At 60.7% G+C, this 20851-nt stretch carries 29 protein-coding genes and 3 tRNA genes; 14 read left to right on the plus strand and 18 right to left on the minus strand.

Going from position 1 to position 20851, the window contains the following annotated elements; genetic code table 11:
* Positions 1–52: 52 nt before the first annotated feature.
* The 3 genes from ABNW52_RS09020 to ABNW52_RS09030 form a co-directional block, all read right to left on the minus strand.
* Positions 53–128 (minus strand) — tRNA-Val (locus ABNW52_RS09020).
* Positions 129–157: 29 nt separating this feature from the next.
* Positions 158–234: transfer RNA gene (locus ABNW52_RS09025), tRNA-Asp, on the minus strand.
* A 10-nt stretch (positions 235–244) separates the two neighbouring features.
* Positions 245–320 (minus strand) — tRNA-Val (locus tag ABNW52_RS09030).
* A gap of 230 nt (positions 321–550) precedes the next feature.
* Between ABNW52_RS09030 and ABNW52_RS09035 the strand changes: the two genes are divergently transcribed.
* Entirely contained in the window at positions 551–1516 is a 966-nt protein-coding gene (locus tag ABNW52_RS09035; RefSeq protein ID WP_349586633.1) for an acetyl-CoA carboxylase carboxyltransferase subunit alpha, read from the plus strand.
* On the plus strand, positions 1506–2810 hold the full coding sequence (gene tilS, locus ABNW52_RS09040) for a tRNA lysidine(34) synthetase TilS (protein ID WP_349586636.1): 1305 nt from the start codon (positions 1506–1508) through the stop codon (positions 2808–2810). Before ABNW52_RS09035 ends, tilS begins: the two co-directional genes overlap by 11 nt.
* A gap of 80 nt (positions 2811–2890) precedes the next feature.
* Here the strand turns inward: tilS and ABNW52_RS09045 are convergent, their stop codons facing one another.
* From ABNW52_RS09045 to pabA, 5 genes are all read right to left on the minus strand, one after another.
* The gene (locus ABNW52_RS09045; protein WP_349586639.1) at positions 2891–3295 is read right to left on the minus strand and encodes a cytidine deaminase; all 405 of its coding nucleotides are present in this window, start codon (positions 3293–3295) and stop codon (positions 2891–2893) included.
* Positions 3296–3446: 151 nt separating this feature from the next.
* Positions 3447–4397: a 50S ribosomal protein L3 N(5)-glutamine methyltransferase gene (gene prmB / locus ABNW52_RS09050; RefSeq protein WP_349586642.1), complete on the minus strand. Its 951-nt coding sequence runs from the start codon at positions 4395–4397 to the stop codon at positions 3447–3449.
* A 119-nt stretch (positions 4398–4516) separates the two neighbouring features.
* On the minus strand, positions 4517–5890 hold the full coding sequence (locus tag ABNW52_RS09055; protein ID WP_349586644.1) for a phosphomannomutase/phosphoglucomutase: 1374 nt from the start codon (positions 5888–5890) through the stop codon (positions 4517–4519).
* A 76-nt stretch (positions 5891–5966) separates the two neighbouring features.
* The gene (trpD, locus tag ABNW52_RS09060; protein WP_349586646.1) at positions 5967–6992 is read right to left on the minus strand and encodes an anthranilate phosphoribosyltransferase; all 1026 of its coding nucleotides are present in this window, start codon (positions 6990–6992) and stop codon (positions 5967–5969) included.
* A gap of 22 nt (positions 6993–7014) precedes the next feature.
* Positions 7015–7584, minus strand: coding sequence for an aminodeoxychorismate/anthranilate synthase component II (gene pabA / locus ABNW52_RS09065; RefSeq protein ID WP_349586648.1), 570 nt, complete (start codon positions 7582–7584; stop codon positions 7015–7017).
* 218 nt (positions 7585–7802) lie between these two features.
* Between pabA and ABNW52_RS09070 the strand changes: the two genes are divergently transcribed.
* The gene (locus ABNW52_RS09070) at positions 7803–8135 is read left to right on the plus strand and encodes a rolling circle replication-associated protein (RefSeq protein WP_349586650.1); all 333 of its coding nucleotides are present in this window, start codon (positions 7803–7805) and stop codon (positions 8133–8135) included.
* A 23-nt stretch (positions 8136–8158) separates the two neighbouring features.
* Positions 8159–8419 carry a hypothetical protein gene (locus tag ABNW52_RS09075; RefSeq protein ID WP_349586653.1) on the plus strand — a complete coding sequence of 87 codons (261 nt, stop codon included), beginning with the start codon at positions 8159–8161 and terminating at the stop codon, positions 8417–8419.
* A 111-nt stretch (positions 8420–8530) separates the two neighbouring features.
* On the opposite strand, the gene ABNW52_RS09080 is transcribed toward ABNW52_RS09075, so the two are convergent.
* A complete protein-coding gene (locus ABNW52_RS09080) occupies positions 8531–8983 on the minus strand; it encodes a hypothetical protein (RefSeq protein ID WP_349586655.1) in 453 nt (150 codons plus the stop codon).
* Between the two features lie 138 nt (positions 8984–9121).
* Positions 9122–9472, minus strand: a complete 351-nt coding sequence (locus ABNW52_RS09085; protein ID WP_349586658.1) for a hypothetical protein — start codon at positions 9470–9472, stop codon at positions 9122–9124.
* 161 nt (positions 9473–9633) lie between these two features.
* On the opposite strand from ABNW52_RS09085, the gene ABNW52_RS09090 reads away from it, so the two are divergent.
* The 10 genes from ABNW52_RS09090 to ABNW52_RS09135 all read left to right on the plus strand — a co-directional run bounded on the left by ABNW52_RS09090 (position 9634) and on the right by ABNW52_RS09135 (position 15708).
* A complete protein-coding gene (locus ABNW52_RS09090; RefSeq protein WP_349586660.1) occupies positions 9634–9888 on the plus strand; it encodes a hypothetical protein in 255 nt (84 codons plus the stop codon).
* A gap of 2 nt (positions 9889–9890) precedes the next feature.
* Positions 9891–10040: a hypothetical protein gene (locus ABNW52_RS09095; RefSeq protein WP_349586663.1), complete on the plus strand. Its 150-nt coding sequence runs from the start codon at positions 9891–9893 to the stop codon at positions 10038–10040.
* 24 nt (positions 10041–10064) lie between these two features.
* The gene (locus ABNW52_RS09100) at positions 10065–10397 is read left to right on the plus strand and encodes a hypothetical protein (protein WP_349586666.1); all 333 of its coding nucleotides are present in this window, start codon (positions 10065–10067) and stop codon (positions 10395–10397) included.
* A 2-nt stretch (positions 10398–10399) separates the two neighbouring features.
* Positions 10400–11557: a phage/plasmid replication protein, II/X family gene (locus tag ABNW52_RS09105; RefSeq protein ID WP_349586668.1), complete on the plus strand. Its 1158-nt coding sequence runs from the start codon at positions 10400–10402 to the stop codon at positions 11555–11557.
* Entirely contained in the window at positions 11554–11676 is a 123-nt protein-coding gene (locus ABNW52_RS09110; RefSeq protein WP_349586670.1) for a hypothetical protein, read from the plus strand. Before ABNW52_RS09105 ends, ABNW52_RS09110 begins: the two co-directional genes overlap by 4 nt.
* A gap of 85 nt (positions 11677–11761) precedes the next feature.
* Positions 11762–12010, plus strand: a complete 249-nt coding sequence (locus ABNW52_RS09115; protein WP_349586672.1) for a hypothetical protein — start codon at positions 11762–11764, stop codon at positions 12008–12010.
* A gap of 24 nt (positions 12011–12034) precedes the next feature.
* On the plus strand, positions 12035–12814 hold the full coding sequence (locus tag ABNW52_RS09120; RefSeq protein ID WP_349586674.1) for a zonular occludens toxin domain-containing protein: 780 nt from the start codon (positions 12035–12037) through the stop codon (positions 12812–12814).
* Positions 12808–14232: a hypothetical protein gene (locus tag ABNW52_RS09125; RefSeq protein ID WP_349586676.1), complete on the plus strand. Its 1425-nt coding sequence runs from the start codon at positions 12808–12810 to the stop codon at positions 14230–14232. Before ABNW52_RS09120 ends, ABNW52_RS09125 begins: the two co-directional genes overlap by 7 nt.
* A gap of 2 nt (positions 14233–14234) precedes the next feature.
* Positions 14235–14540 (plus strand): hypothetical protein, encoded by a 306-nt coding sequence (locus ABNW52_RS09130; RefSeq protein WP_349586678.1) that lies wholly within the window; start codon positions 14235–14237, stop codon positions 14538–14540.
* A gap of 877 nt (positions 14541–15417) precedes the next feature.
* Positions 15418–15708, plus strand: a complete 291-nt coding sequence (locus tag ABNW52_RS09135) for a hypothetical protein (protein WP_349586681.1) — start codon at positions 15418–15420, stop codon at positions 15706–15708.
* On the opposite strand, the gene ABNW52_RS09140 is transcribed toward ABNW52_RS09135, so the two are convergent.
* The 8 genes from ABNW52_RS09140 to ABNW52_RS09175 form a co-directional block, all read right to left on the minus strand.
* Positions 15698–16024 carry a hypothetical protein gene (locus ABNW52_RS09140; protein ID WP_349586683.1) on the minus strand — a complete coding sequence of 109 codons (327 nt, stop codon included), beginning with the start codon at positions 16022–16024 and terminating at the stop codon, positions 15698–15700. The genes ABNW52_RS09135 and ABNW52_RS09140 overlap by 11 nt on opposite strands.
* 190 nt (positions 16025–16214) lie before the next feature.
* Positions 16215–16418 carry a hypothetical protein gene (locus tag ABNW52_RS09145; protein ID WP_349586686.1) on the minus strand — a complete coding sequence of 68 codons (204 nt, stop codon included), beginning with the start codon at positions 16416–16418 and terminating at the stop codon, positions 16215–16217.
* A gap of 68 nt (positions 16419–16486) precedes the next feature.
* Positions 16487–17389 (minus strand): MerR family transcriptional regulator, encoded by a 903-nt coding sequence (locus ABNW52_RS09150; protein ID WP_349586688.1) that lies wholly within the window; start codon positions 17387–17389, stop codon positions 16487–16489.
* A 35-nt stretch (positions 17390–17424) separates the two neighbouring features.
* Positions 17425–17838: a nuclear transport factor 2 family protein gene (locus tag ABNW52_RS09155; RefSeq protein ID WP_349586690.1), complete on the minus strand. Its 414-nt coding sequence runs from the start codon at positions 17836–17838 to the stop codon at positions 17425–17427.
* On the minus strand, positions 17835–18608 hold the full coding sequence (locus ABNW52_RS09160; RefSeq protein ID WP_349586691.1) for an SDR family NAD(P)-dependent oxidoreductase: 774 nt from the start codon (positions 18606–18608) through the stop codon (positions 17835–17837). The genes ABNW52_RS09155 and ABNW52_RS09160 overlap by 4 nt, the downstream gene beginning before the upstream one ends.
* Positions 18605–19144 carry a DUF3833 domain-containing protein gene (locus tag ABNW52_RS09165; protein WP_349586693.1) on the minus strand — a complete coding sequence of 180 codons (540 nt, stop codon included), beginning with the start codon at positions 19142–19144 and terminating at the stop codon, positions 18605–18607. Before ABNW52_RS09165 ends, ABNW52_RS09160 begins: the two co-directional genes overlap by 4 nt.
* Positions 19111–20364 carry an MFS transporter gene (locus tag ABNW52_RS09170; RefSeq protein ID WP_349586695.1) on the minus strand — a complete coding sequence of 418 codons (1254 nt, stop codon included), beginning with the start codon at positions 20362–20364 and terminating at the stop codon, positions 19111–19113. Before ABNW52_RS09170 ends, ABNW52_RS09165 begins: the two co-directional genes overlap by 34 nt.
* Positions 20361–20813 carry a chalcone isomerase family protein gene (locus ABNW52_RS09175; RefSeq protein WP_349586697.1) on the minus strand — a complete coding sequence of 151 codons (453 nt, stop codon included), beginning with the start codon at positions 20811–20813 and terminating at the stop codon, positions 20361–20363. Before ABNW52_RS09175 ends, ABNW52_RS09170 begins: the two co-directional genes overlap by 4 nt.
* Positions 20814–20851: the final 38 nt, after the last annotated feature.

Raw genomic sequence — 20851 nt, forward strand, 5'->3', positions numbered from 1 at the left:
GGCGTGACAGGCCGGTATTCTAACCAACTGAACTACCGCTCCAACCTAAAGCTGGTGGGCGTTGACGGAGTCGAACCGCCGACATTCTGCTTGTAAGGCAGACGCTCTACCAACTGAGCTAAACGCCCGAAACTTGCTCGGTACTACTTTGTGTTGTTGGCGGAGCGGACGGGACTCGAACCCGCGACCCCCGGCGTGACAGGCCGGTATTCTAACCAACTGAACTACCGCTCCAACCTAAAGCTGGTGGGCGTTGACGGAGTCGAACCGCCGACATTCTGCTTGTAAGGCAGACGCTCTACCAACTGAGCTAAACGCCCTGAAATCTGGCTGCTGAACTAGTGCTTTTTTGCTGCGTCGTTCAGCGAGGAGGCGAATTAAAACACAGCAACGACGGGCCTGCAAGGGCTATTCGCAAATTTTTGCATGCAAATTTTCAAGCGTCTGTTTTTGCTATTAATGATGCCGTGGGCATTTTGTCGGACAGGGTGGTGCGTGATGTAAAACGCTCATGTATCATTGCTCGATTGTCCCTAATCGGAACCTAAGCATGAAGCCGACCTTTCTTGATTTTGAGCAGCCGATTGCCGAGCTCGAGAACAAGATAGAGGAACTGCGTTTCGTCCAAGACGATTCCGTCCTCGATATCTCGGAAGAGATTGCCCGTTTGCAGAAGAAGAGTCAGGAACTGACCAAGACCCTATATAGCAAACTGACGCCTTCGCAAATTGCCATCGTGGCACGTCACCCGCAACGCCCGTACACCCTAGATTACCTTGGCAGCCTGTTTACCGACTTCCAGGAGCTGCATGGCGACCGCTCCTATGCCGATGATCCGGCCATCGTCGGTGGCCTCGCGCGTTTTAATGGTCAGTCGGTAATGGTGATTGGCCATCAGAAGGGCCGCGACACCAAGGAAAAGATTTACCGTAATTTCGGCATGCCACGCCCGGAAGGCTATCGCAAGGCACTGCGCCTGATGCGAACCGCCGAAAAATTCGGCCTGCCGATCATTACCTTCGTTGACACACCGGGCGCCTACCCCGGCATTGGCGCAGAAGAGCGCGGCCAGTCCGAAGCCATTGGCCGCAATCTGTACGAGATGGCACGCCTGAAGGTGCCGGTGATCGTTACCGTAATCGGCGAGGGTGGCTCCGGTGGCGCGCTGGCGATTGCCGTGGGCGACTACGTCAACATGCTGCAGTACTCCACTTATTCGGTAATTTCGCCGGAAGGCTGCGCCTCCATTCTGTGGAAGACTGCCGAGCGTGCATCCGAAGCAGCCGAAGCGCTGGGCATTACCGCGCCGCGCCTGAAATCGCTGGGACTGATCGACCGCGTGATCAACGAACCGTTGGGCGGCGCGCACCGCGACCATCCGGCGATGATGGCCGCACTGAAGCGCGTCCTGCAGGAACAGCTGAAGGAAGCCAGCAGCCGCGACGTAACCGAGCTACTGAAAACCCGCTTCGATCGCCTGATGAGCTATGGCCGCTTCAAGGAAGATGCAGCCTGACCTGCTGCCACAGCTGATCGCCCACTGGCCGGACAATTTGTCCGGCCTTTGTCATTTGGAGCTGGCGCTGTCCGGCGGGCTGGATTCCTGCGTGCTGCTGCACCTGCTGTGCCGCTGGCGCGACGAGGCCGGCGGGCCGGCGCTGAGTGCGGTGCATGTGCATCACGGCATCAGTCCGCATGCCGATGCCTGGGCGTTGCACTGCGGCCAACTGTGTCAGCAGCATGGCGTGCCACTGCGGGTGGTACGGGTGTCGCTACAAAAATCCGCCGGCCAGAGCCTGGAAGCGGTGGCGCGCACGGTGCGCTACCGGGCGTTTGCCGAATCGTCGGCGGCGGTTGTGGCCCTGGCGCAGCACGCCGACGACCAGACCGAAACCGTGTTGCTGCAGTTGCTGCGTGGCGGCGGCCCGCGCGCGCTGGCGGCTATGCCGCTTAGTCGCGACTGGCAGGGCAAGACCCTGTGGCGGCCACTACTGCAGGTTGGCCGCAGCGAACTGCGCCAGTATGCTGCGGCGCATGGCCTACAGTGGGTGGAAGACGACTCCAACGCCGATGCGGCCAACTACCTGCGCAACCATCTGCGACTGGAAACGCTGCCGGCATTGCGCCAACGGGTGCCGCAGCTGGATGCGCAACTGCAGCGCAGCGCGCAGCGCATGGCCGATGCCGCGGCGATACTGGACGACATGGCGGCGCTGGATCTGCAGCAAGCTGCCCATGGTAACGCCCTGCTGCTGCCAGCCTTGCTGGCATTGAGTCCACCTCGACAGCGTAATCTGCTGCTGCACTGGCTATCGCAGGCCGACTGGCCACTACCAACACCAGATGCACTGAACGGTCTGCTGGTCGCACTGGCGGCCGGCGAGGCGGCGCGGCTGTCGCTGGCAACCGGCGAACTGTATGCCTACCGCGGCGAACTGCGGCGTGTACGGGCGCTGGCCACTCTGCCGCCATGGCCGCAGGCATGCCGAGTGGGCGAAGACTGGCGCTGCGCACATGGCGAGCTGCACTGGCAGCGCGGGCATGGCCTGCCGGCAAGCTGGCAGGGGCGGGCACTGCGATTGGCGGCGCGACAAGACGGCGATGCCTTACCGCACAAGGTTGGCCGCAAGGCGATCAAGAAGCTGTTCCAGGAGCAGGCGGTGCCAGCGCTGTTGCGTGCCGACTGGCCATTGCTGCGCACGGCCGACGGCGAGTTGCTGGGCGTGCCCGGTGTAGCGCTGGCCGAAGTCGGGCTGGAGGATGACGGCTGGTGGCCGCAATGGCTGCCGGCGGCAGTGAGTCGCACCTGACCCAGTCACTCACTGGGAAAACAAAAACCACCGCGCTCCAGATTTGGGGTGCGGTGGTTTTTTATTAGCAGACCTTGAGGTCAGGCCAGGTTTTTCGGGCCGAAAGCACCGGGCAGTAGTGCGTCCAACGTGGTGTTGACTTGCTCGACACCGTCGCAGATGGTGCGTACCGCCATTGTGGGGCCGAATTCGTTCAGCACCTGGCGACAGGCGCCGCAGGGCGGGGTGGGTACACTGGTGGGTGTGTAGATGCAGATGGCAACCACCTCGCTCATGCCGTCGGCACGCGCCGTGAAGATGGCCGTGCGCTCGGCGCAGTTGCTCAGACCATAGGAGGCATTCTCCACATTGCAGCCACGCACAATACGACCGTCACTGGTCAGCAGTGCGGCGCCGACGGCAAAGCGACTATAGGGCACATAGGCCTGCTTGGCGGCGGCACGCGCCTGCTTTTCCAGTTCTTCCCAGGGAATGGCATGGGTCATGAGCGTTCTCCTTGAAATGGGGGCGCGATACTCGGCTTCTCCAACTGGCGTGTCAATGGCCTTCCCGGACAGGGGGCGCGAGCGCAGCACTTTCGTTGTACAGCAAAAAGGCCGGGCAACGCCCGGCCTTTCGCGTGCCACGGACACAGACTTAGTCGTCGGCACTCACATCGGCAAAGTCGTCATCGTTCAGCGGATCGCCGAGACCGGCATCCACCAGCTCCTCGCGGGTGAGCAGGAACACGAAGCCATCGCCGCTTTCGGTTTCCATCCAGGTAAACGGCAGGCTGGGATAGGCTGCCTCCAGCACGTCGCGATTGTGGCCAATCTCCACCAGCAGCACGCCCTGCGGAGTAAGCAGGCGCGCGGCGTTCTGCAGAATCACGTGGGTGGCATCCAGGCCGTCTTCACCGGAGCCCAGTGCCAGCTCCGGCTCGTGCAGGTATTCCGCCGGCAGAGCGTCCACCGATTCCGCATCCACGTACGGCGGATTGGAAATGATCAGGTCGTACGGCTCTTCCAGGCCTTCCACCAGGTCACTGTGGATCAGCTGGATACGTTCTTCCAGGCCGTAGTTCTGAATGTTGATGCTAGCCACTTCCAGTGCGTCCAGCGAGATATCCACCGCGTCGATATTGGCGTCCGGATAGTGGTGCGCCAGCTGGATGGCCAGGCAGCCGGAGCCGGTGCACAGATCCAGCGCGCGGTTGACCAGCTCCGGATGCTCGATCCACGGCGCCAGCGGTTCACCCAGCAGCTCGAAGATGAAGGAGCGCGGCACGATCACGCGCTCGTCGACGTAGAAATTGAACTCGCCCTGCCAGGCTTCATGGGTAAGGTAGGCCACCGGCACGCGCTCTTCGGCGCGGCGCTCGATCAGGTCCACCACGTCCTTGACTTCGGTATCCAGCAGCTTGGCATCCAGGAACGGCTCCAGCCGGTCGATGGGCAATTTCAGTGCCGACAGGATCAGGTAAGCGGCCTCGTCATAGGCGTTGTCGGTGCCGTGGCCGTAGGTAAGGCCGGCATCATTGAAACGCGATACGGCAAAGCGCAGCAGGTCGCGCACGGTGTGGAAGCTGCTGGCGGCTTGTGCGTACATGGTCATCCTTTCAAAAACAGGGCGACCCGCGCCTGCGGGTCACGAAAAACGAAAGGTTGGCCGCGGCCAACCTTGTGCTGCTGGCGCAGCGCGTGGCGTCAAATGGACGCGATTATCGCTCAGAACGGCAGCGCTTCGCTGGTTTCCTTGGCCAGTACGCGGCGGAAGTCATCCTGGATGCGCGCCAGCGCGGCGGCGTTGTCGGCCTCGAAGCGCAGCACGATTACCGGCGTGGTGTTGGAGGCGCGCATCAGGCCGAAGCCATCGACGTACTCCACCCGCAGCCCATCGATGCTGATGATGTTCTCGGCGCCTTCGAACTGTGCACTGTGCTGCAGGCGGGCGATCAGCGCGTGGTTCTCGCCTTCCGCGGTCTTCAGGTTCAGTTCCGGCGTGGATAGCGCGTTGGGCAGTGCATTCAGCAACACCGACGGGTCGGCTACCTTGGACAGGATTTCCAGCAGGCGGGCGCCGGCATACAGACCATCGTCAAAGCCGTACCAGCGTTCCTTGAAGAACACGTGGCCGGACATCTCGCCAGCCAGGCCGGCATCCGGATGCTCCTTGAGCGCCGCCTTCATGAAGCTGTGGCCGGTGCGGTTGATCAGCGGCTCGCCACCGGCGGTACGAACGGCCGGCGCCAGCAGGCGGGTGCATTTCACGTCATAGATGATCTTGCAGCCCGGCTGGCGCGACAGTACATCCTGCGCAAACAGAATCAGCTGGCGGTCCGGCCAGATAATATTGCCATCCTTGGTCACCACGCCCAGGCGGTCGCCGTCGCCGTCGAAGGCCAGGCCAATCTCGGTGTCGGTGTCGCGCAGCGCCTGGATCACGTCCTGCAGGTTTTCCGGCTTGGCCGGGTCCGGATGGTGGTTGGGAAAGGTGCCATCCACTTCGCAGAACAGCTTGTGCACCTCGCACCCCAGACCGCGGAACAGTTCCGGCGCAAAGTCGCCCGGCACGCCATTGCCGCAGTCCACCACGATCTTCATCTGGCGCGCCAGCTTGATGTCGCCCCAGATGCGCGCCAGGTATTCGTCGACGATGTCGTGCGTGCGATAACCGCCGTGGCCGCTGGCAAAGTCGTTGTTGACGATGCGCTGATACAGCTTCTGGATCCAGTCGCCGGCCAGTGTGTCGCCGCCCAGCATCATCTTGAAGCCGTTGTAATCCGGCGGGTTGTGACTACCGGTAACCATCACGCCGGAGAAGGTTTCCAGCTGATAGGCAGCGAAATACAGCATTGGCGTGGCTACGCGGCCAACGTCGATCACGTCCACCCCGGTGGCGCGGATGCCATCCGACAAGGCGCCGGTCAGCTCCGGGCCGGACAACCGGCCGTCACGGCCAACACAGATGGTACTGACATTGCGCTCGCGCGCCTCGGAGCCGATGGCGCGGCCAATCTGGAAGGCGGCCTCGGCCGTCAGGGTGTCACCCACAACACCGCGGATGTCGTAAGCCTTGAAAATGGAAGCAGCGATAGTCATGACGGGGAAATCCATTACGGTACGTCTCAAAAGTGCGCCGCCGGTCAGCGCCGGCGGCGTGGGGCAGGGCAGCAGCTCAGGCGAAGGAGCGTGACAGCGCCACCAGTTCATCCAGCTTCTGCTGCGCCTTGCCGCTGTCGATGGCGGAACGGGCCATGGCCACCCCCTCTTGCAGGTTGGCCGCAATACCGGAAGTGTAGATAGCCGCAGCGGCATTCAGCAGCACGATATCGCGCGCCGGGCCCGTTTCACCGGCCAGCACCGCCTGCAGGATGGCTTTGGATTGCTCAGCGCTTTCGGCGCGAAGGGAGGGCAGTGCGGCATAGCCCAAGCCGAACTGCGCCGGATCAAGCCGGTATTCGGTGATCTGGCCATCTTTCAGCTCTGCCACCAGAGTATCGCCGGACAGGGTGATTTCATCCAGGCCATCTGTGCCGTGCACGATCATCACGCGATCGCTTCCCAACTCGCGCAGCACACGCGCCTGGATGCCCACCAAATCAGGATGGAACACGCCCATCACCTGGTTGGGGGCGCCAGCTGGGTTGGTCAACGGCCCCAGGATATTGAAGATGGTGCGCACCCCCAGTTCGCGACGCACCGGTGCCACGTACTTCATCGCAGTGTGGTGGTTGGGGGCAAACATGAAGCCGACGCCGATCTCGTCAATGCAGCGGCCAACCTGTTCTGCCGACAGGCTCAGGTTCACGCCCAATGCCTCCAGTACATCAGCGCTGCCAGAGCTGGACGACACCGAACGGCCGCCGTGCTTGGCGACACGCGCCCCCGCGGCCGCCGAGACGAAGGCCGAGGTCGTAGAGATATTAAAGGTGTGGCTCTTGTCACCGCCGGTGCCGCAGGTATCGACCAGGTTACGGGTATCCTGCACCGGCACCCGGGTGGCGAATTCACGCATTACCTGAGCCGAGGCCGCGATTTCCGACACGCTTTCGGTCTTTACGCGCAGGCCAACCAGAATGCCGGCAATCACCGTGGGCGGCACTTCGCCACGCATGATCTGGCGCATCAGGTCCAGCATTTCGTCATGAAACAGTTCGTTCTGGTCAATCAGGCGATTGAGGGCAGCCTGCGGGGTGATCATGTTGTTATTCTCCGTTGCGGGATCAGGCAAATTCTTTCAGGAAATTCTGCAGCATCTGGTGGCCATGCTCGGTGAGGATGGATTCCGGATGGAACTGCACACCTTCAATGGGCAGGGTCTTGTGACGCACCCCCATGATTTCGCCATCATCGGTCCAGGCGGTGATTTCAAGGCAGTCCGGCAGCGTCTCGCGCTCAATCACCAGCGAATGATAACGAGTGCAGGTTACCGGGTTGGGCAGGTCACGGAACATGCCGACATTGTGATGGTGCACCGGCGACACTTTGCCGTGCATCAGCTGCTTGGCGTGAATGATCTTGCCGCCAAAAGCCTGCCCGATGCTTTGATGCCCCAGGCACACGCCCATGATCGGCAACTTGCCGGCAAAGTGCTGGATCGACGCCAGAGATATGCCGGCTTCGTTCGGCGTGCACGGCCCTGGGGACAGCACCAGATACTGTGGTGCCAGGGCTTCTATTTCTTGCAAGGTAATTTCGTCGTTACGGAATACCTTTACCTCTTGCCCCAGCTCGCCAAAGTACTGCACAAGGTTGTAGGTGAAGGAATCGTAATTATCGATCATTAAGAGCATGATTGCGCCAAAAGCCTTATGTTTCGCGGCTTTTCGCGCCGCTGTCAGTAAATTTCATCCAGTGATTTTCTGTTCGGCCGCAAGCCGCCATGGCGCCAGCGGAACAGAGCTACAGGATAACATGATTGGAAATCGGACTGTTTCTTGCAACTTGAGCAGGCGAGATGCGGAACGTAAAGCGTTCCGCAGGGCCTGCCCTTACTGCCAAAGACATCACCATGCCCAAGCCAGACAAGCAGGGCTGGTGGCCTCACGGCATGACGAAATGCGAGTGGGCACGCAAGCCGGTAGGGTACGTTGCCAAGTACGCCAGCAAGGGTCAGCAGCACGATGACAACGGCAACGCATTGCCGATGCCTAAGAGGGCGCGGATTTACGGGCAGGGCGGGCTTGACGGTGCACAGCGCGATGAAAAGGCGTGGTGGATTTCGCCGGCGTGGGTTCGTGATGCCTGGATGATTCAAGACAGGCCGCGCCAGGCCATCGGTGGCGGCTGGTTCGCGCTGGAAACCGGCGACTGGCGACCTTCGCCGTTCGAAATCCAGTTTTAGCGGGTAGGGTGTATATACGGCGCGTGGTAGAGCAGGTGGTGTATCTGGATGGCTGCATTGGCCTGTCCATGCACACCGACGACACCGTGCGCGACTTCATCCAGACAGCACCGCTGGCCGGGTTCGACGTGAAGCTGTTCGACGGCCAGAAAGTTACTGCAGTAGAAATTGACGACAGCGTGACTGCGTTCCGTGGGCATGGTGACTTGGGCACCATGAATGCGGTGTATGAAGAGCAGGGCATCTATGAGGCCATGATCGAGTCTGGCCTGCGGCGAGGATAGAGCCAAGGCAGACCGTTTGATTGCATTCGAGATGACGCGCGATCGAAGCATATCGCCAGCCACTGCCACGGTTGAAGCACTGGACAGACTTCAACGTGACAGGTCTGGTTACTAGCTGAACAGCTGGTTAACGACCATGCCGAATCGAGCCTGCTGGTGGCACTCGCGGCGGTAGAAGTCCCGTTCGATGGTGAGGCGTTCGATTAGATCGGTCTGCAGGTGGTGCAAGTGGTACAGCCTGCGGTAGTCCGGCAGACGCTCCAGCTCGGCAAACTCCAGTGCAAGATCGTGGCCACAGTCTAGGTACAGCCGGGTGCCATCGGCGCGTGAGCCGTTCCAAGGGCCGGCGCATCGTAGCGTGTCTCCGGCATCGAGCACCTGCAGCAGTCTGACGGCCATCGGTGGCACGGCATCGTGTCCAGATTTCCAGCGTTCGATCTGGTCGATGGTGACAGCCAGGTCAACGGCGAGTTGCTGCTCGGTGCGTCCGAAATGAAAAAGCCAGACAAGAGTGTCTGGCTGGATGCTCACATCAGAGCAGTGGATTTTGAATTCTCTGCGCACAAGTCATTGCCTTATGTGTTGCAAATGACACAGACAGAATATTTGAACGAACTTCGTAAAGAATCGAGCGGAAGAGGTGTAGTAGCGCACGAAACGACGACGCAAATTTGACATAATAAACATTATACGACGTAACCACTAAACCCCTTGGGGGGCTTTAGCGCTTGTCTGGCTTGGGTTCACCAGCATCGTCAGTACCATCAGACCGGCGATGGCCAGCGCGCCGATCTTCCTTCGAAAATCCTGCCAAAAGTCCTTTCTGGCTTGGTTTTTCTCACGCTCCATGTTGGCCGCAGCAATGATTTCTAGGGCGTCAACGCCCAACAGATCGGCAATCACGATGCACGCATAGTCGTCCATGATGCGCTCGCCGTTCTTGTACGAAATCAGCGTGTTTTTGTGGATTTTTAGCGTCTCAGCTTTCTTGCCTTCAGGCATGTCCCCAAGCTTTTCCAGAGCTTCATGCAGGTAGTCAGTCGTTTTTTTCATGGCTTTTCCTTGAGCACACACATCCGTGTGACTATCATGTCTTTACACACACATGTGTGTGATTTGCCTCTATTTCCATTTTAGCAGGCTAGACCACGCGGCATGCACAACCGCGATGCCACACAAGCGCTAAACACCACGCCACGCAAGGAGATGCCGCCATGGAACAGCAACTGAACGTAAACGCATGGGACTTCGGGCCAGATCGTTACCAGCTTCACGATGCTTCTTATCGTCATTCGGTTGAGGTGAAAGACAAATTCCTCTGGCTCTCTGCTTCGATAGCTCGCATGGCGGTTGCTGGTGAGGTTGTACCCGCTTACATGTCTGAAAAATGGCATTCGCTTGATGAGTTAGATGATTTTTGCCGGGATCGCACCCTGAGAATTTTCTACGACACCATGTTGGATTCCTAACCATGCAATCCGCTCAGCTCCTGCTCTACGCCCTCGGCCTGCTGTCCCTGCTGTTGATCGCTCTCGGCGTTTCCATGTTCGTAAGCCGCCTGTCCAGCTTCCGCCATCGTTTTTCTAACTGCCTGCCGTCAGTCCACCACGGCCAACCCTGATTCGTGACATCAAAGGAAACCACCATGTCCAACATGAAAGCCGTAGCCATCGCCTTAACCAAGGCGCGTGGCGTAGCCAAGAAAACCCAGAAGCCTTTCGACATGCAGATGCTGTCCATCCTGATCCCCAACGATCAGGTGGCCACCGAAAACTACAGCAAGTTCGGCAAGGGCTTCCAGGTACTGGAAATGCCCGTCTCCGACGAGGGCTACCAAGCCTTGGCCATGCTGGAATACCCGATTGCTGCCGAGTTCACCACCGGCATGGTGCCGCGCTTTGGCCGCATGGAAACCATGGTTACAGGCGTCAGCGGTACGCCGCGCGTTATCGATATTTCAGGCGCAGCCAAGGCCTGATCATGTCCGCCATCTTCATCGACTTCATCCGCATCCAGCAGACACACCCCGTCGGCCACATGGCCGATGGCACGTTCCGCGAACGGCTGCCTGTCGTTGAAGATGGCATCGTCTACAAGTTCAAGCGCGACGAGTCCGGCAACTGGCCGCAGGACGACGAAGGCAATCCTATTCCCGAATACGAGTCCGTATCGCGCCGCTTCATCAGCGGCTCGTACGATTCCCTGTATGTCATCCGCTGTGATGGCGCCAAGGTCGAATTTGAAGGCAACGTTGGCCGCTTCTGCCGGCCTGACAATCTCTTCAACTTGGACTTCGATGCCACCGTTCAGAAGATCAACGAGATCCTGGCGACCTACGGTCTGCCCCCCTTTGATGCTGGCGACCCCTACTTCAAAACCAATCCGAGCGCCCACGACTACAAGCATGGCCTGCTAGTGGAATGGACCGGCGCTAGCGTGTCAGAAGTCCACATCACCCAGAACTACGCCACCGGCAACGCCGGCAATGCGCAAGCCGCCATCGACTGGCTGGCCTCGCAGTCCGTCAACCACATCAAGCGCACCCGCGCCCATGACACCACTGTGTCATGGGGCAAAAAATCCGGCCGCAAGTACCTCAAGGCCTACTTGAAAGCCCCGGAGATGCTCACCCATCGCCACGGCCGCAGCAAAACCGAAATCGAGCAAGACCCCGTTTACCAATACGCCAACACTCACGGCATTTTGCGCTTCGAACTGGAAGCAAAGCGCCTGCACCTCCGTGACCATCACTGCCGCTTCCTCGGGGAAATCACCATGGACAAACTCGTCCGTCTGTTCAACGAAGATGTTGAGCCGTTGCTGGGCCGCGTCAAAACCGACGTTACCCGCCTGGAGCTGGAAAGCCTGCCCGCCCCTGTTCGCATGACCGCCTCCGCTTACCTGCGCGGCGAGAACGTGCGCGCCCTCCTCGCCCGCGCCACCTTCTTCCGCCACCTGAAAGTGCTGCGCGACTACGGCCTGGACATCTCCGAGCCGCTGCCAACCCTGCACAAGTTCAGCCCGGTGATTCAAGTCATCCAGATTCAACCCGTCACCGAAGTGCCGGATTGGTACTGGAGTCACCAGCGCACCCTGTCGCTGCGCGCGGTGGAAGCCCCGGAAAGGGCTGCGGCATGACCTTCGATTTCCAATCGTTCATTGGCTACTGCATGGCTTCGTTCTTCGTCGGCTTTTTCATCCGCAAGATCTTCAAAACCGTGGCGCGACTCATGTCGGGCTCGTATTTCGATGGCTAGCAGGTGGCCGCCCTGTGCGGCCCCTGTAGGGGGCTGCACAGGGGGGCACCCTGCCTCTTTCTCTCTCTTTAAAAGGAAACACATCATGCAAATCAAACAACTGATCGCCAACGTTGTTAAGGCTCACGCTTCCAAAGTTGAAAAAGCTGCCCTGGGCGGTGCCATCTTCACTGCGGCGCAAGCGTCGTTCGCCGTGTCGATCATCAATTGGTCCACGCTGGCCAGCGGCGTTACCGAAGAAGCCACCGCCGCCATCACTGCCGGTATCGGCGTGCTGGCGCTGTTCCTCGGCGTGGCTGGTGGTACTCGCATGTTCAAGAAATTCATTGGCTAATTAGCCAGGTCGGAGGGTCTTGTCATGGCTTGGTTTATTGCAATGGGTACACTGGGCAGTGGCAAGACCTCTTGGGCTGTCTCGCGCGCATTACGCTACCTCAATAAAAATCGCCGCGTTGCGGCGAATTTTCCTTTGGACTTCACCGGCTTTGATTCGGCGCATAAAGATTCATACGCCACGATTCTGCCGGATATTCCTACCTCTGCTGATTTACACGCCCTTGGTCGTGGCGGCCCTAACGAACGCGAATCCGGGCTGCTGATTATCGATGAAGGCGCATTCGTGCTGAATGCCCGCACCTATAACGACCCCGACCGCATCAAGCTGATTGAATGGTTCGCCTTGTCACGTAAATTGGGCTGGGATGTGATTTTGATCATTCAGCACATTCAGGCTCTGGATAAGCAGATTCGCCTGCTGTTTGCCGAGCATGTCGTGATTTGCAAGCGTATGGACAAATTGAAACTCGGCGGCATTATTCCGCTGCCACCGATGCACCTGGCTGTCACGAAATACGGCTCTGAACAGCACGCACCGATTGCCGCCAGGGATTTCTATTTCCCAGCAAAGATTGGCAAGGCTTACGACACCGCCAAGCTGTTTTCCCATGATGGCGCGTCCGGCATGTATTGCACCTTGACGCCGCACCTGGCCGTCCGCCGTTATCTGCCGTCCAAGCCGACGCTCACGGCCAACCTGCTGCTGCCTCTTCAACTGGCGGCTTGGTTAGGCCTGATGGTTGTCTATCGCACCACTTCCACTAAAAAGATTCTGGCCAAGCTGGAGCTTGCATCATGCTGAACAAAATCAAGTCCTGGTTCGTCCTGGTATCGTTCGTTTTTCTGTCTGTGCTTATGCCGATCAAGGCTTATGCCTTTGTCCCCGCCATGCTTGGTTTTATTGGTGCCTATGATGCTGCTGGTGCGGGTGCACTTCTTGGCTGGCGCATCGGTCAGGGTTTGATCGGGCTGGGTATTGGTGGTGGTATTGCGGCTGCGGCAGAGGATCGTTATCCAGGCATTGGTAAGTGCCTCATGGTGGTCGCTTTGGGCAAGCCTGGTCTGTGTCAGCCTACTGGTTGGGGCAGGGATTCAACTGGTGCACCATCGCCACCTGCAACCAGTTCTCCGTCTTCCTTGCAGGATGCCGCAGTTGCTAAATGCAAAGATTTGGTCGCGGCCAACAGTACCGGCGGTATTGTTGTTACATATCAAGGCATTGGCCCCCTTGACCCTCCCGCTGCTGATGGCTCTGTAGGTTTTCGTTGCTACTGGTCTGCCAGCAATGGCAATAGTGGTAGCTGGCTGTCGCGTGCTTATCCTTCTTGCCCTGCTGGCTACGCCATGCAATCTGGCGCTTGTGTTCTTTCAAATGGCGCTTTAGTAAAAAAGCCAGCTGGTACGCCTTGTCAGTTGGTGCTGACTGCCGGTGTGGTTGGTTATGACCCGGATAATCCTTCTTGCCCAACTACTGCGCCGACCACAGTCACTATCAACGGCGTCAAGCTCACTGTCTCGTCTGATGGTAAGACCATCACCTTAGTCGGCCCCAACGGTGAATCTGGCGTTATCCAGATTGGTTCTGGCTCAATTGGTGTGGTTCAAAACGTACCAATGAACGATGACATCGGTTCGCCTATTACACAGATCGGCAATACCACGCTGGATAACAGCAGGGCCAAGCCTATCGTGACTACGCAAAATGTCGACTACAAAAAGGGGCAGGGCCAAACGACTACCGGTGACCCGGTGATTACGCCGCCCATTAGCTGCACCATGATTTCAAACTGCAATTGGGCCAACGCTCAAATTCAGCAGCAACAGCTTGAGCTGCAGAATCAGCAGCTCCAGTCACAGAATCAGACCAGGGATAAAGTCACGTCCATTTCGGATGCCATGACGCAAACGCGGGAAGCGCCGCCGTTGGCTACGCCGGCACAAACAGCCGCTGCCGTTGACCAGCTCAATGCAATGAAGCCAGACCCTGCCGGTTATGGCGGGCCGATTACTCAGATTCTCAGCCACATCGGCATTCCTGCTGGTGGCGGCTCCTGCACGCTTGCTAGGACAGTCACTATGTTTGGCCGCACCTTCACCATCAACTTTTTGCAGCCTGGCTTCTGCGAAACCTACCAACCCGTTGCCAACTGGACAGTGTGGGGCTTGGTATCGCTCTACGCGTGGAACACCCTGCGGCGACAGCACGTCAGCGAGGCCTAACCATGCCACTCGTTCTTGCCATCTTTGCGCCACTCCTTGAATGGGTGGCGAAGTTCTTCGCCGACAAGTCAATGGCGTATGCTCTGGCGGCATTCATGGCCACCGCCATGCTGGCTTACATCGGCGCCATAGCGGCCATTGTGGCGATGATCGGCAACACCGTGCCCGCATCCATCGCCGACGTGCTGAACGCCGTCCTGCCGTCGCAGTGGGCCGCACAATTGGCAACCATCGGATCTATCCAGGCAACCGCGGCACTGCAACGCACCTGGGAAAAGACCATCACCACCTTTGCGCAATCCCAGTGAGGCTTTCATGACTCCCGACCAAGCGACTGAACTCATCCAGATGATCCAGGTGGGCTTTTACCTGTTTGCCGGCTTCATCGGCTTCATGGCGGCATGATGTTGCTCAACGACGTCTGCCAGCTGCACGCCCTCGCTGTGCACCCTGCAGCCACCGCTAGCGCGTCTGTGTGGTACGAGGGCAGGATTGCGCACCCGGTGTGCGTAATCGTCTCTCAGGGCCGCACGCTGCGCCTGGAACTGCCACTCACGGGCGGCGTGCCGCCCGACTACGCCTTTACCGTCCGCTGGAGTGATGGCACTCGCACTGAGTCGCCCGCAGCGGCGCAGCCGCCCGGCGACTAAATGCAGGTTCTGTTTTCACGTTGGCCGCTTGCGGACAACGTGAAGGCAGGACCCGCCAAGCGTCAGCGCGGCAGCGACTTGAAACGTTTTTCGACTGAAGCCGCCGTTTGCCTTGACCACGCCTTGCCCGCCTGCCGCCTTTGACCTACCCGCCTTTGACCTACCCGCACTTGACCTACCCGCACTTGACCTACCCGCACTTGACCTACCCGCACTTGACCTATCCGCACTTGACCTACCCGCCTTTGACCTACCCGCCTTTGACCTACCCCGCCTTTGACCTACCCCGCACTTGACCTACCCCGCACTTGACCTACCCCGCACTTGACCTTGCCGTTTTGCCCTTCCGCCGTGCCACCAAAACAAAGCGCCCCCGACGGGGCGCGGCCTGCCTTGAAGTCAGACGGGTGACTGGTAATACCCGTCTTTTGTCTCATTTTGAGACTCCAGCCCCTTTTTCGGGGGTAGTCCAGCCCTTGCCAACCGGCCAGCTTCTGCCCCACCATGATGCCAACGACATTCAAGCATTGACGCCATGAAGCTGCTTCTGCTCTGCGCCTTTACGCTGCTGTTCATTGCAGTGGTGATCTCGATTTTCAGTCTGCCGCAAACGCACCGCGAAAAGTGGTTCCGCACCATGTCGAAGCGTGACCGACTGGCCCACAATCGGCTTGTGGCTGCCTGCGGCAACAATCCCGAGCTGGCCAACAAGATGATTGCCCACGAGCAGCTGATGAACGAGCGGCTGAGCCGCTATCACGCCACCATGGCCGCACTTAACCGCATCCAGAATTACCGCCGCCACGACCGGTTCACTACCCTTTGAACAGCCGGTTTATCATCATCCCGAACTTGGCCTCGCGGTGGCACTGCCGCCGATAGAAATCCCTCTCCACCAGCAGCCGTTCGATGGTCTCGGCCTGCTCCCTGACCAGCTGGTCAAGTCGGCGGTATTCCCGCAGCCGCAGCACGTCATCGAGGCCGATGCCGGCCCGGTACTCGTCCGACACGAGCCGGCCCCTGTCCAGGTAGAAACCAGCCCACTCACCCCACATGTCGGTGAGCACCGGCTTGTCTTGTGCCTGCAGGAAGGCGAACACCGCGAACGGCACGGCATCTGTGCCGATGCGCCAGCGTTCCACCTGGTCAACCGTGACATGGAGCTTGGCCGCAATGCCTGCGGCGTCGCCAAAGCAAACAACCCTGATGAGATCATCAGGGTTGCAGGGGAAGTCAGCGCGGGGGAATCGTCTTACTCGCATTGGTAAAAACGCAACAGCATATTACCGCGCCAATCTGTTTGACATATGACCGAATTATACGACGTAAACACTAAACCCCTTGGGGGGCTTTAGCGCTTGTCTGGCTTGGGTTCACCAGCATCGTCAGTACCATCAGACCGGCGATGGCCAGCGCGCCGATCTTCCTTCGAAAATCCTGCCAAAAGTCTTTCTTGGCTTGGTTCTTGTTGCCCGCAACAAAGTGGACTGAAAGTGAGGTTAAGAAATTGGCGAAACTCTGGGAGGCGTAGAACAAACCACCGCCATGACAATCAGGTCCACCACCAACGTTACAGACACAGCGCCGGCCCACTCATGCCGCACTCAAGCTTGCAGCCAGCACTCCACTAGCCCGTCCAGCTCGGTCAGTTCGCGCACATGGCTGACCCCCGGCGGCAAGTTGCTCTGTTGACGACAACCGCCGCCGCCCACCCAGAGCTGCGCCCGAGTAGGTAGTTGCTGCGCCAGTTGCGCCAGATCGGCAGCGATATTGCCCTGGTAAGACGGTGAAAACGACAACACCACCACATCCACCGCATGCTTGCCGGCGGCCTGCACAATATCGCTCAGCGGCATCTGCGCGCCAAAGGCAATGGTGTCACAGCCATGCAGCCGCAGTAGCGTCTCCACCATCAACAGACCCAGCACATGCTGCTCACCCGGACAGGTGGTCAGCATCACACGCGGGGTTTGCCGACCAGCCGGCACCGTGGACAGCGATTCACGGATCACCCGGGTGACCTCTTCCGAATACAGATGCTCTTCATACACCTGCAGCTCACCGCGCAACCAAGCCTCGCCCACCAGTTGATTGGCGGCCGGCAGGAACTCCAGCACGAAGTGGCGTAGGCCCTGCTCCAGCAATTGGTGACGCAGGTACTCCCGCGCCGCCGCGGCAGCGTGGCCCTGCAGTACCGCCACCAGACGGCTGCAGTTGGCCGGCACCTCCTGCATCGGGGTATGCACCGTGGTCAGCGCCTGCAAGGCGTCAATCTCCAGCCGCACCAGCTTGCCGGGGCGAAAACCGAGGTCGAGCAGCCGGCTGATCAGCCTGAGTTTGGCGACTTCTGCCGCCGAGTACTGGCGGTCGCCGGCGGCATCGCGCTGCGGCTGCGGAAAGCCGTAACGTCGTTCCCACATGCGCAGCAGGTCCTTGGGGATACCGGTTTCGCGCTCGACTGCGGCGATGGGTAGTCCTGAAGGGGCAGAAGTGGTAATGGCAGACATGGCAGGGTCAGCGTGAAGATGGCCAAAGGCGGGCATTATGCCATGCGCCGCTTGAGGCAGCGCAGCAGCCAGCCCAGCAGCGGCAGTTGCTCATATACGCCTTCGGCGGCGTCCCAGTAGTCGCGGTGCTCGCGGATCAGGCCGGCGTCATCCAGCCGCAACAGCGTACCGCCGTGGATCTGCAGCTGGCGGCCGTGCAGCGCAAAGCAGAAATCCCAGTTCACGAATGCCGTATTGCCCTGCTGCACCACCTCGCCGATGACGAAACGCGGCTGTGTCAGGGTGCGGAACATGCGCGCATACACTTCCTGTATGGCAGTGCGACCACGCAAGTGGTGAAACGGGTCGCGAAAGCTGGCATCGGCGGCATACACACGGTCGATCTGCGCCAGCGTGGCGGGCGACAGGCCGGCAAACCAGTCCAGGTGGCGGGCAAGCATATCGTTCATAAGCCGGTAACCTTGTGTGCCAGCCAGAAATACAGCCGGTAGGGCAAATGCGCCGCCAGCTTCAGCACCAGGCTGAAGCGGCGCGGAAAGTGGATGTCGAAATCGCCGCGCGCCAGGCCGGCCAGCAACGCGCCGGCCGCCTGCTCGGCACTGATCAGCGCCGGCATAGCAAAGTCGTTCTGCGCGGTAAGCCGCGTGGCGACGAAGCCCGGGTTGACCACATGCACGCCGATGCCGCGCGGCCGCAAGTCCAGGTACAGGGTCTGGGCAAAGTGGTTCACCGCTGCCTTGGTGGCGCCATACACCAGCCCGTTGGGCATGCCGGCCCAGCCGGCAACGCTGGCCACCAGCGCGATACTGCCGTGCTGCTGCCGCAGCAGCGCCGGCACCACGGCGGCGGTGCCATACATCACCCCCAGCAGGTTGACGTCCACCATGTGCCGCGCCAGCTCAGCCGTTAGCTGCCAGGCGCGCACCGCGCGGTAGTCGCCGGCCAGCATCACCACCAGGTCGATACGCGGCCAACGCTGCAACAGTTGGCCGCAGGCCTGCTGCCAGTCCTGCTCGCGGGTGACATCCAGCGGCAGCACCAGGCACTGCGCATCGTCGGCCGCCACCTCGCGCAGCGCATCCTCGCTGCGCCCGGACAAGGCCAGAATCGCGCCGGCGGCACGCAGCTGCCGTGCCAGCGCGGCGCCAATGCCATGACCGGCGCCGATCAGCCAAACATGCCGGCCCTGCCAGTCGCGCAGCCGGGGGTTGAGGCTCACGGCGTGTCCTCCTTGCGGATATACAGCGTTACCTCGCCCAGGCGCACGCCGAACTTGCTCATCACCGAGCGGTTCAGCACGCTGCGCTCGTCCAGCTGGTACATCCAGTCCGCAAAGCGGACCTCGTATTCCTTGCCATCCACCGGCAGGCGCAAGGTGTAGTCCCAGAACAGCGCAAAACCCTCGGCACGCCCGCTGGCCTCGCCCACCACATCGGCCGCCGTGCCGAGATAGCGGCCATCCGGCAGTTTTTTCAGGGTCCACACCCGGCGCTGGGTTTCACCATCGTCGTAGCGGAACTGTTCATCCAGCACGCCGGTGTCACCCTGCCAGCGTCCCTGCATGGCCACGGTAAAGCGGCGCAGCACCTTGCCGCTGCGATCCTGGAACATGCCATGCGCGGTGAGCGGGCCGGCAAAAAACTGCCGCAGGTCAAAGTTTGGCCGCGTGCCGCGGTAATCCTCGATGCCGGCAGTGGAACAACCCGCCAGCAGGCACAGCATCAGCACAAGGGCGGTACGACCGATTTGCCACATGGTGAAACTCCTGATTGCGGCAGGCGGCGCAACAGCCACCAGGCCGACAGTTTGCAGATCGCCGGCAGGCTGGCGTACAGATACAGCAGGCCGCCGGCAGCCTCGCCAGGCTGGTAGCCGCTCCACTGCGCCAGCGGCAGGGCGATGCCGGCAGCCAGCGCCAGCGCCAGCTTGCCCTGCATCGACACCACCCCGAAGGCAGCACCACCGTGGCGCGCCACGTTGTCGCCCAGTTCATCGGCCACCAGCGCACTGCCAAACGCCAGATCCGCCCCCAGCGCCAGCCCGGTCAGCACGCAGACCAGGGCAAAGCCGGCAATGTCCCCTGCCCCCAGCCACAACACCGGCACGAATCCCAGCAGCGCCAGCAGCATGCCGGCACGCCAGGCCAGCACCTTGCCGACACGGTCTGCCAGCCGCACCCACAGCGGCATGGCCAGCATGGCGGCCAGGAAATACAGCAGCAGCAATGGGCCGGCGGCACTGCTGTCCTGCAGCACATCGGCCACGTAGAACTGGAACAGCGTGGCAGGCAGCGCCATGGCCAGGCCATTGAGCAGCAGCACCAGCGCGGCCAGCTGCAAGCTGCGCGAGCGCCACCAGCCGGATGACTGCCGGCCTGCGGCCAACACTGCCGGTGCCGCCGGCGCCAGCGCCGTGGCCAGCAGAGCCAGCACACTGCACGGCAACAGCAGCCACAGGAACTGGCGCATGGCAGCCAGCTCGCCACTGCTTGCCGCCCACCAGGCGGGTAAGGCTGCTGCCAGCAACACGCCAATCACGCCCCAGCTTTCACGCCAGGCCGCCACCCGCATGCGCCCGGCCGGCGTGGGCCACAGCGCCGCGCCATAGCGCAGCAGCGCGATGTTCAGCCAGCCGTGCGCCAGGTACACCAGCACCAACGCTATCGCCAGCTGTGGCAGCAGCGCCGTACCAGCCTGCGGGTACAACAGCCAGCCATAGCCGGCCAGCCCGACCATGCCGGCCAGCAGGTTGGCCGCATGCAGCGGCACTGGCGCCAGTTTGTCCTGCCAGCGGCCCAGCAAGGGGTCGAGCAGCGTATCCAGCAGCCGGCAGGCGAACAGCACCATGCCAAGGCTGCCCAGCGCCACGCCGAATTCGCGGGCATACAGCGCCGGGGTGTGCACGTACAGCGGCAGCGCCACCATGGCCAGCGGCAGAGCGCCGATACCGGCCAGCGCCAGCTGCAGCGGCTTCACCCCTGGCTCCGCAGCAGCTGCTGGCGCAGTGCCGGCGCGCGCGATGCCGGGTCCAGCCAGATGCGGAAGAACATCCGCCCGAACAGCGGATCCTCCACCGTGGCGGTAAGCCGCCCGTTGTGCCAGAAGCGCACGCTGCCAGCCTGGTAAGCGCCGATGATTTCGTCACCCTGCTTCACATCGGGAAAGGCGCTCTGCATCAGCGCGCGCCAGCTGTTCTTGCGCTCCGGCGGCATGCCGTAGCGCTGCATCTCCTCCACGCTGGCGTCCACGATGCGTGCCGACGGAATATCCCGCGCGTAGCGCAGCGCCAGCGCGAACGGCTGATTCCAGTCAAACGCCTGCCCCTGCCGGGTATACAGCGTGGCGTCGTACAGCTTGAAGCCGAACCAGCGCAGATTGCCCGCCCCCAATGGCTGCAAGCCGTTCAGTTCTGCTGGTAGTGCCATGGCAGCCTCCGACCACAGTAACAAGGCCACGCCGCAGT

Source organism: Vogesella oryzagri (assembly GCF_040148885.1).
GTDB classification, from domain to species: Bacteria; Pseudomonadota; Gammaproteobacteria; order Burkholderiales; family Chromobacteriaceae; genus Vogesella; species Vogesella oryzagri.

Coding starts and splice junctions, on each gene's coding strand:
- ABNW52_RS09035 (WP_349586633.1), top strand. CDS start 551: ATGAAGCCGACCTTTCTTGATTTTGAGCAGCCGATTGCCGAGCTCGAG.
- tilS (WP_349586636.1), top strand. CDS start 1,506: ATGCAGCCTGACCTGCTGCCACAGCTGATCGCCCACTGGCCGGACAAT.
- ABNW52_RS09045 (WP_349586639.1), bottom strand. CDS start 3,295: ATGACCCATGCCATTCCCTGGGAAGAACTGGAAAAGCAGGCGCGTGCC.
- prmB (WP_349586642.1), bottom strand. CDS start 4,397: ATGTACGCACAAGCCGCCAGCAGCTTCCACACCGTGCGCGACCTGCTG.
- ABNW52_RS09055 (WP_349586644.1), bottom strand. CDS start 5,890: ATGACTATCGCTGCTTCCATTTTCAAGGCTTACGACATCCGCGGTGTT.
- trpD (WP_349586646.1), bottom strand. CDS start 6,992: ATGATCACCCCGCAGGCTGCCCTCAATCGCCTGATTGACCAGAACGAA.
- pabA (WP_349586648.1), bottom strand. CDS start 7,584: ATGCTCTTAATGATCGATAATTACGATTCCTTCACCTACAACCTTGTG.
- ABNW52_RS09070 (WP_349586650.1), top strand. CDS start 7,803: ATGCCCAAGCCAGACAAGCAGGGCTGGTGGCCTCACGGCATGACGAAA.
- ABNW52_RS09085 (WP_349586658.1), bottom strand. CDS start 9,472: ATGAAAAAAACGACTGACTACCTGCATGAAGCTCTGGAAAAGCTTGGG.
- ABNW52_RS09090 (WP_349586660.1), top strand. CDS start 9,634: ATGGAACAGCAACTGAACGTAAACGCATGGGACTTCGGGCCAGATCGT.
- ABNW52_RS09095 (WP_349586663.1), top strand. CDS start 9,891: ATGCAATCCGCTCAGCTCCTGCTCTACGCCCTCGGCCTGCTGTCCCTG.
- ABNW52_RS09100 (WP_349586666.1), top strand. CDS start 10,065: ATGTCCAACATGAAAGCCGTAGCCATCGCCTTAACCAAGGCGCGTGGC.
- ABNW52_RS09105 (WP_349586668.1), top strand. CDS start 10,400: ATGTCCGCCATCTTCATCGACTTCATCCGCATCCAGCAGACACACCCC.
- ABNW52_RS09110 (WP_349586670.1), top strand. CDS start 11,554: ATGACCTTCGATTTCCAATCGTTCATTGGCTACTGCATGGCTTCGTTC.
- ABNW52_RS09115 (WP_349586672.1), top strand. CDS start 11,762: ATGCAAATCAAACAACTGATCGCCAACGTTGTTAAGGCTCACGCTTCC.
- ABNW52_RS09120 (WP_349586674.1), top strand. CDS start 12,035: ATGGCTTGGTTTATTGCAATGGGTACACTGGGCAGTGGCAAGACCTCT.
- ABNW52_RS09125 (WP_349586676.1), top strand. CDS start 12,808: ATGCTGAACAAAATCAAGTCCTGGTTCGTCCTGGTATCGTTCGTTTTT.
- ABNW52_RS09130 (WP_349586678.1), top strand. CDS start 14,235: ATGCCACTCGTTCTTGCCATCTTTGCGCCACTCCTTGAATGGGTGGCG.
- ABNW52_RS09135 (WP_349586681.1), top strand. CDS start 15,418: ATGAAGCTGCTTCTGCTCTGCGCCTTTACGCTGCTGTTCATTGCAGTG.
- ABNW52_RS09150 (WP_349586688.1), bottom strand. CDS start 17,389: ATGTCTGCCATTACCACTTCTGCCCCTTCAGGACTACCCATCGCCGCA.
- ABNW52_RS09155 (WP_349586690.1), bottom strand. CDS start 17,838: ATGAACGATATGCTTGCCCGCCACCTGGACTGGTTTGCCGGCCTGTCG.
- ABNW52_RS09165 (WP_349586693.1), bottom strand. CDS start 19,144: ATGTGGCAAATCGGTCGTACCGCCCTTGTGCTGATGCTGTGCCTGCTG.
- ABNW52_RS09175 (WP_349586697.1), bottom strand. CDS start 20,813: ATGGCACTACCAGCAGAACTGAACGGCTTGCAGCCATTGGGGGCGGGC.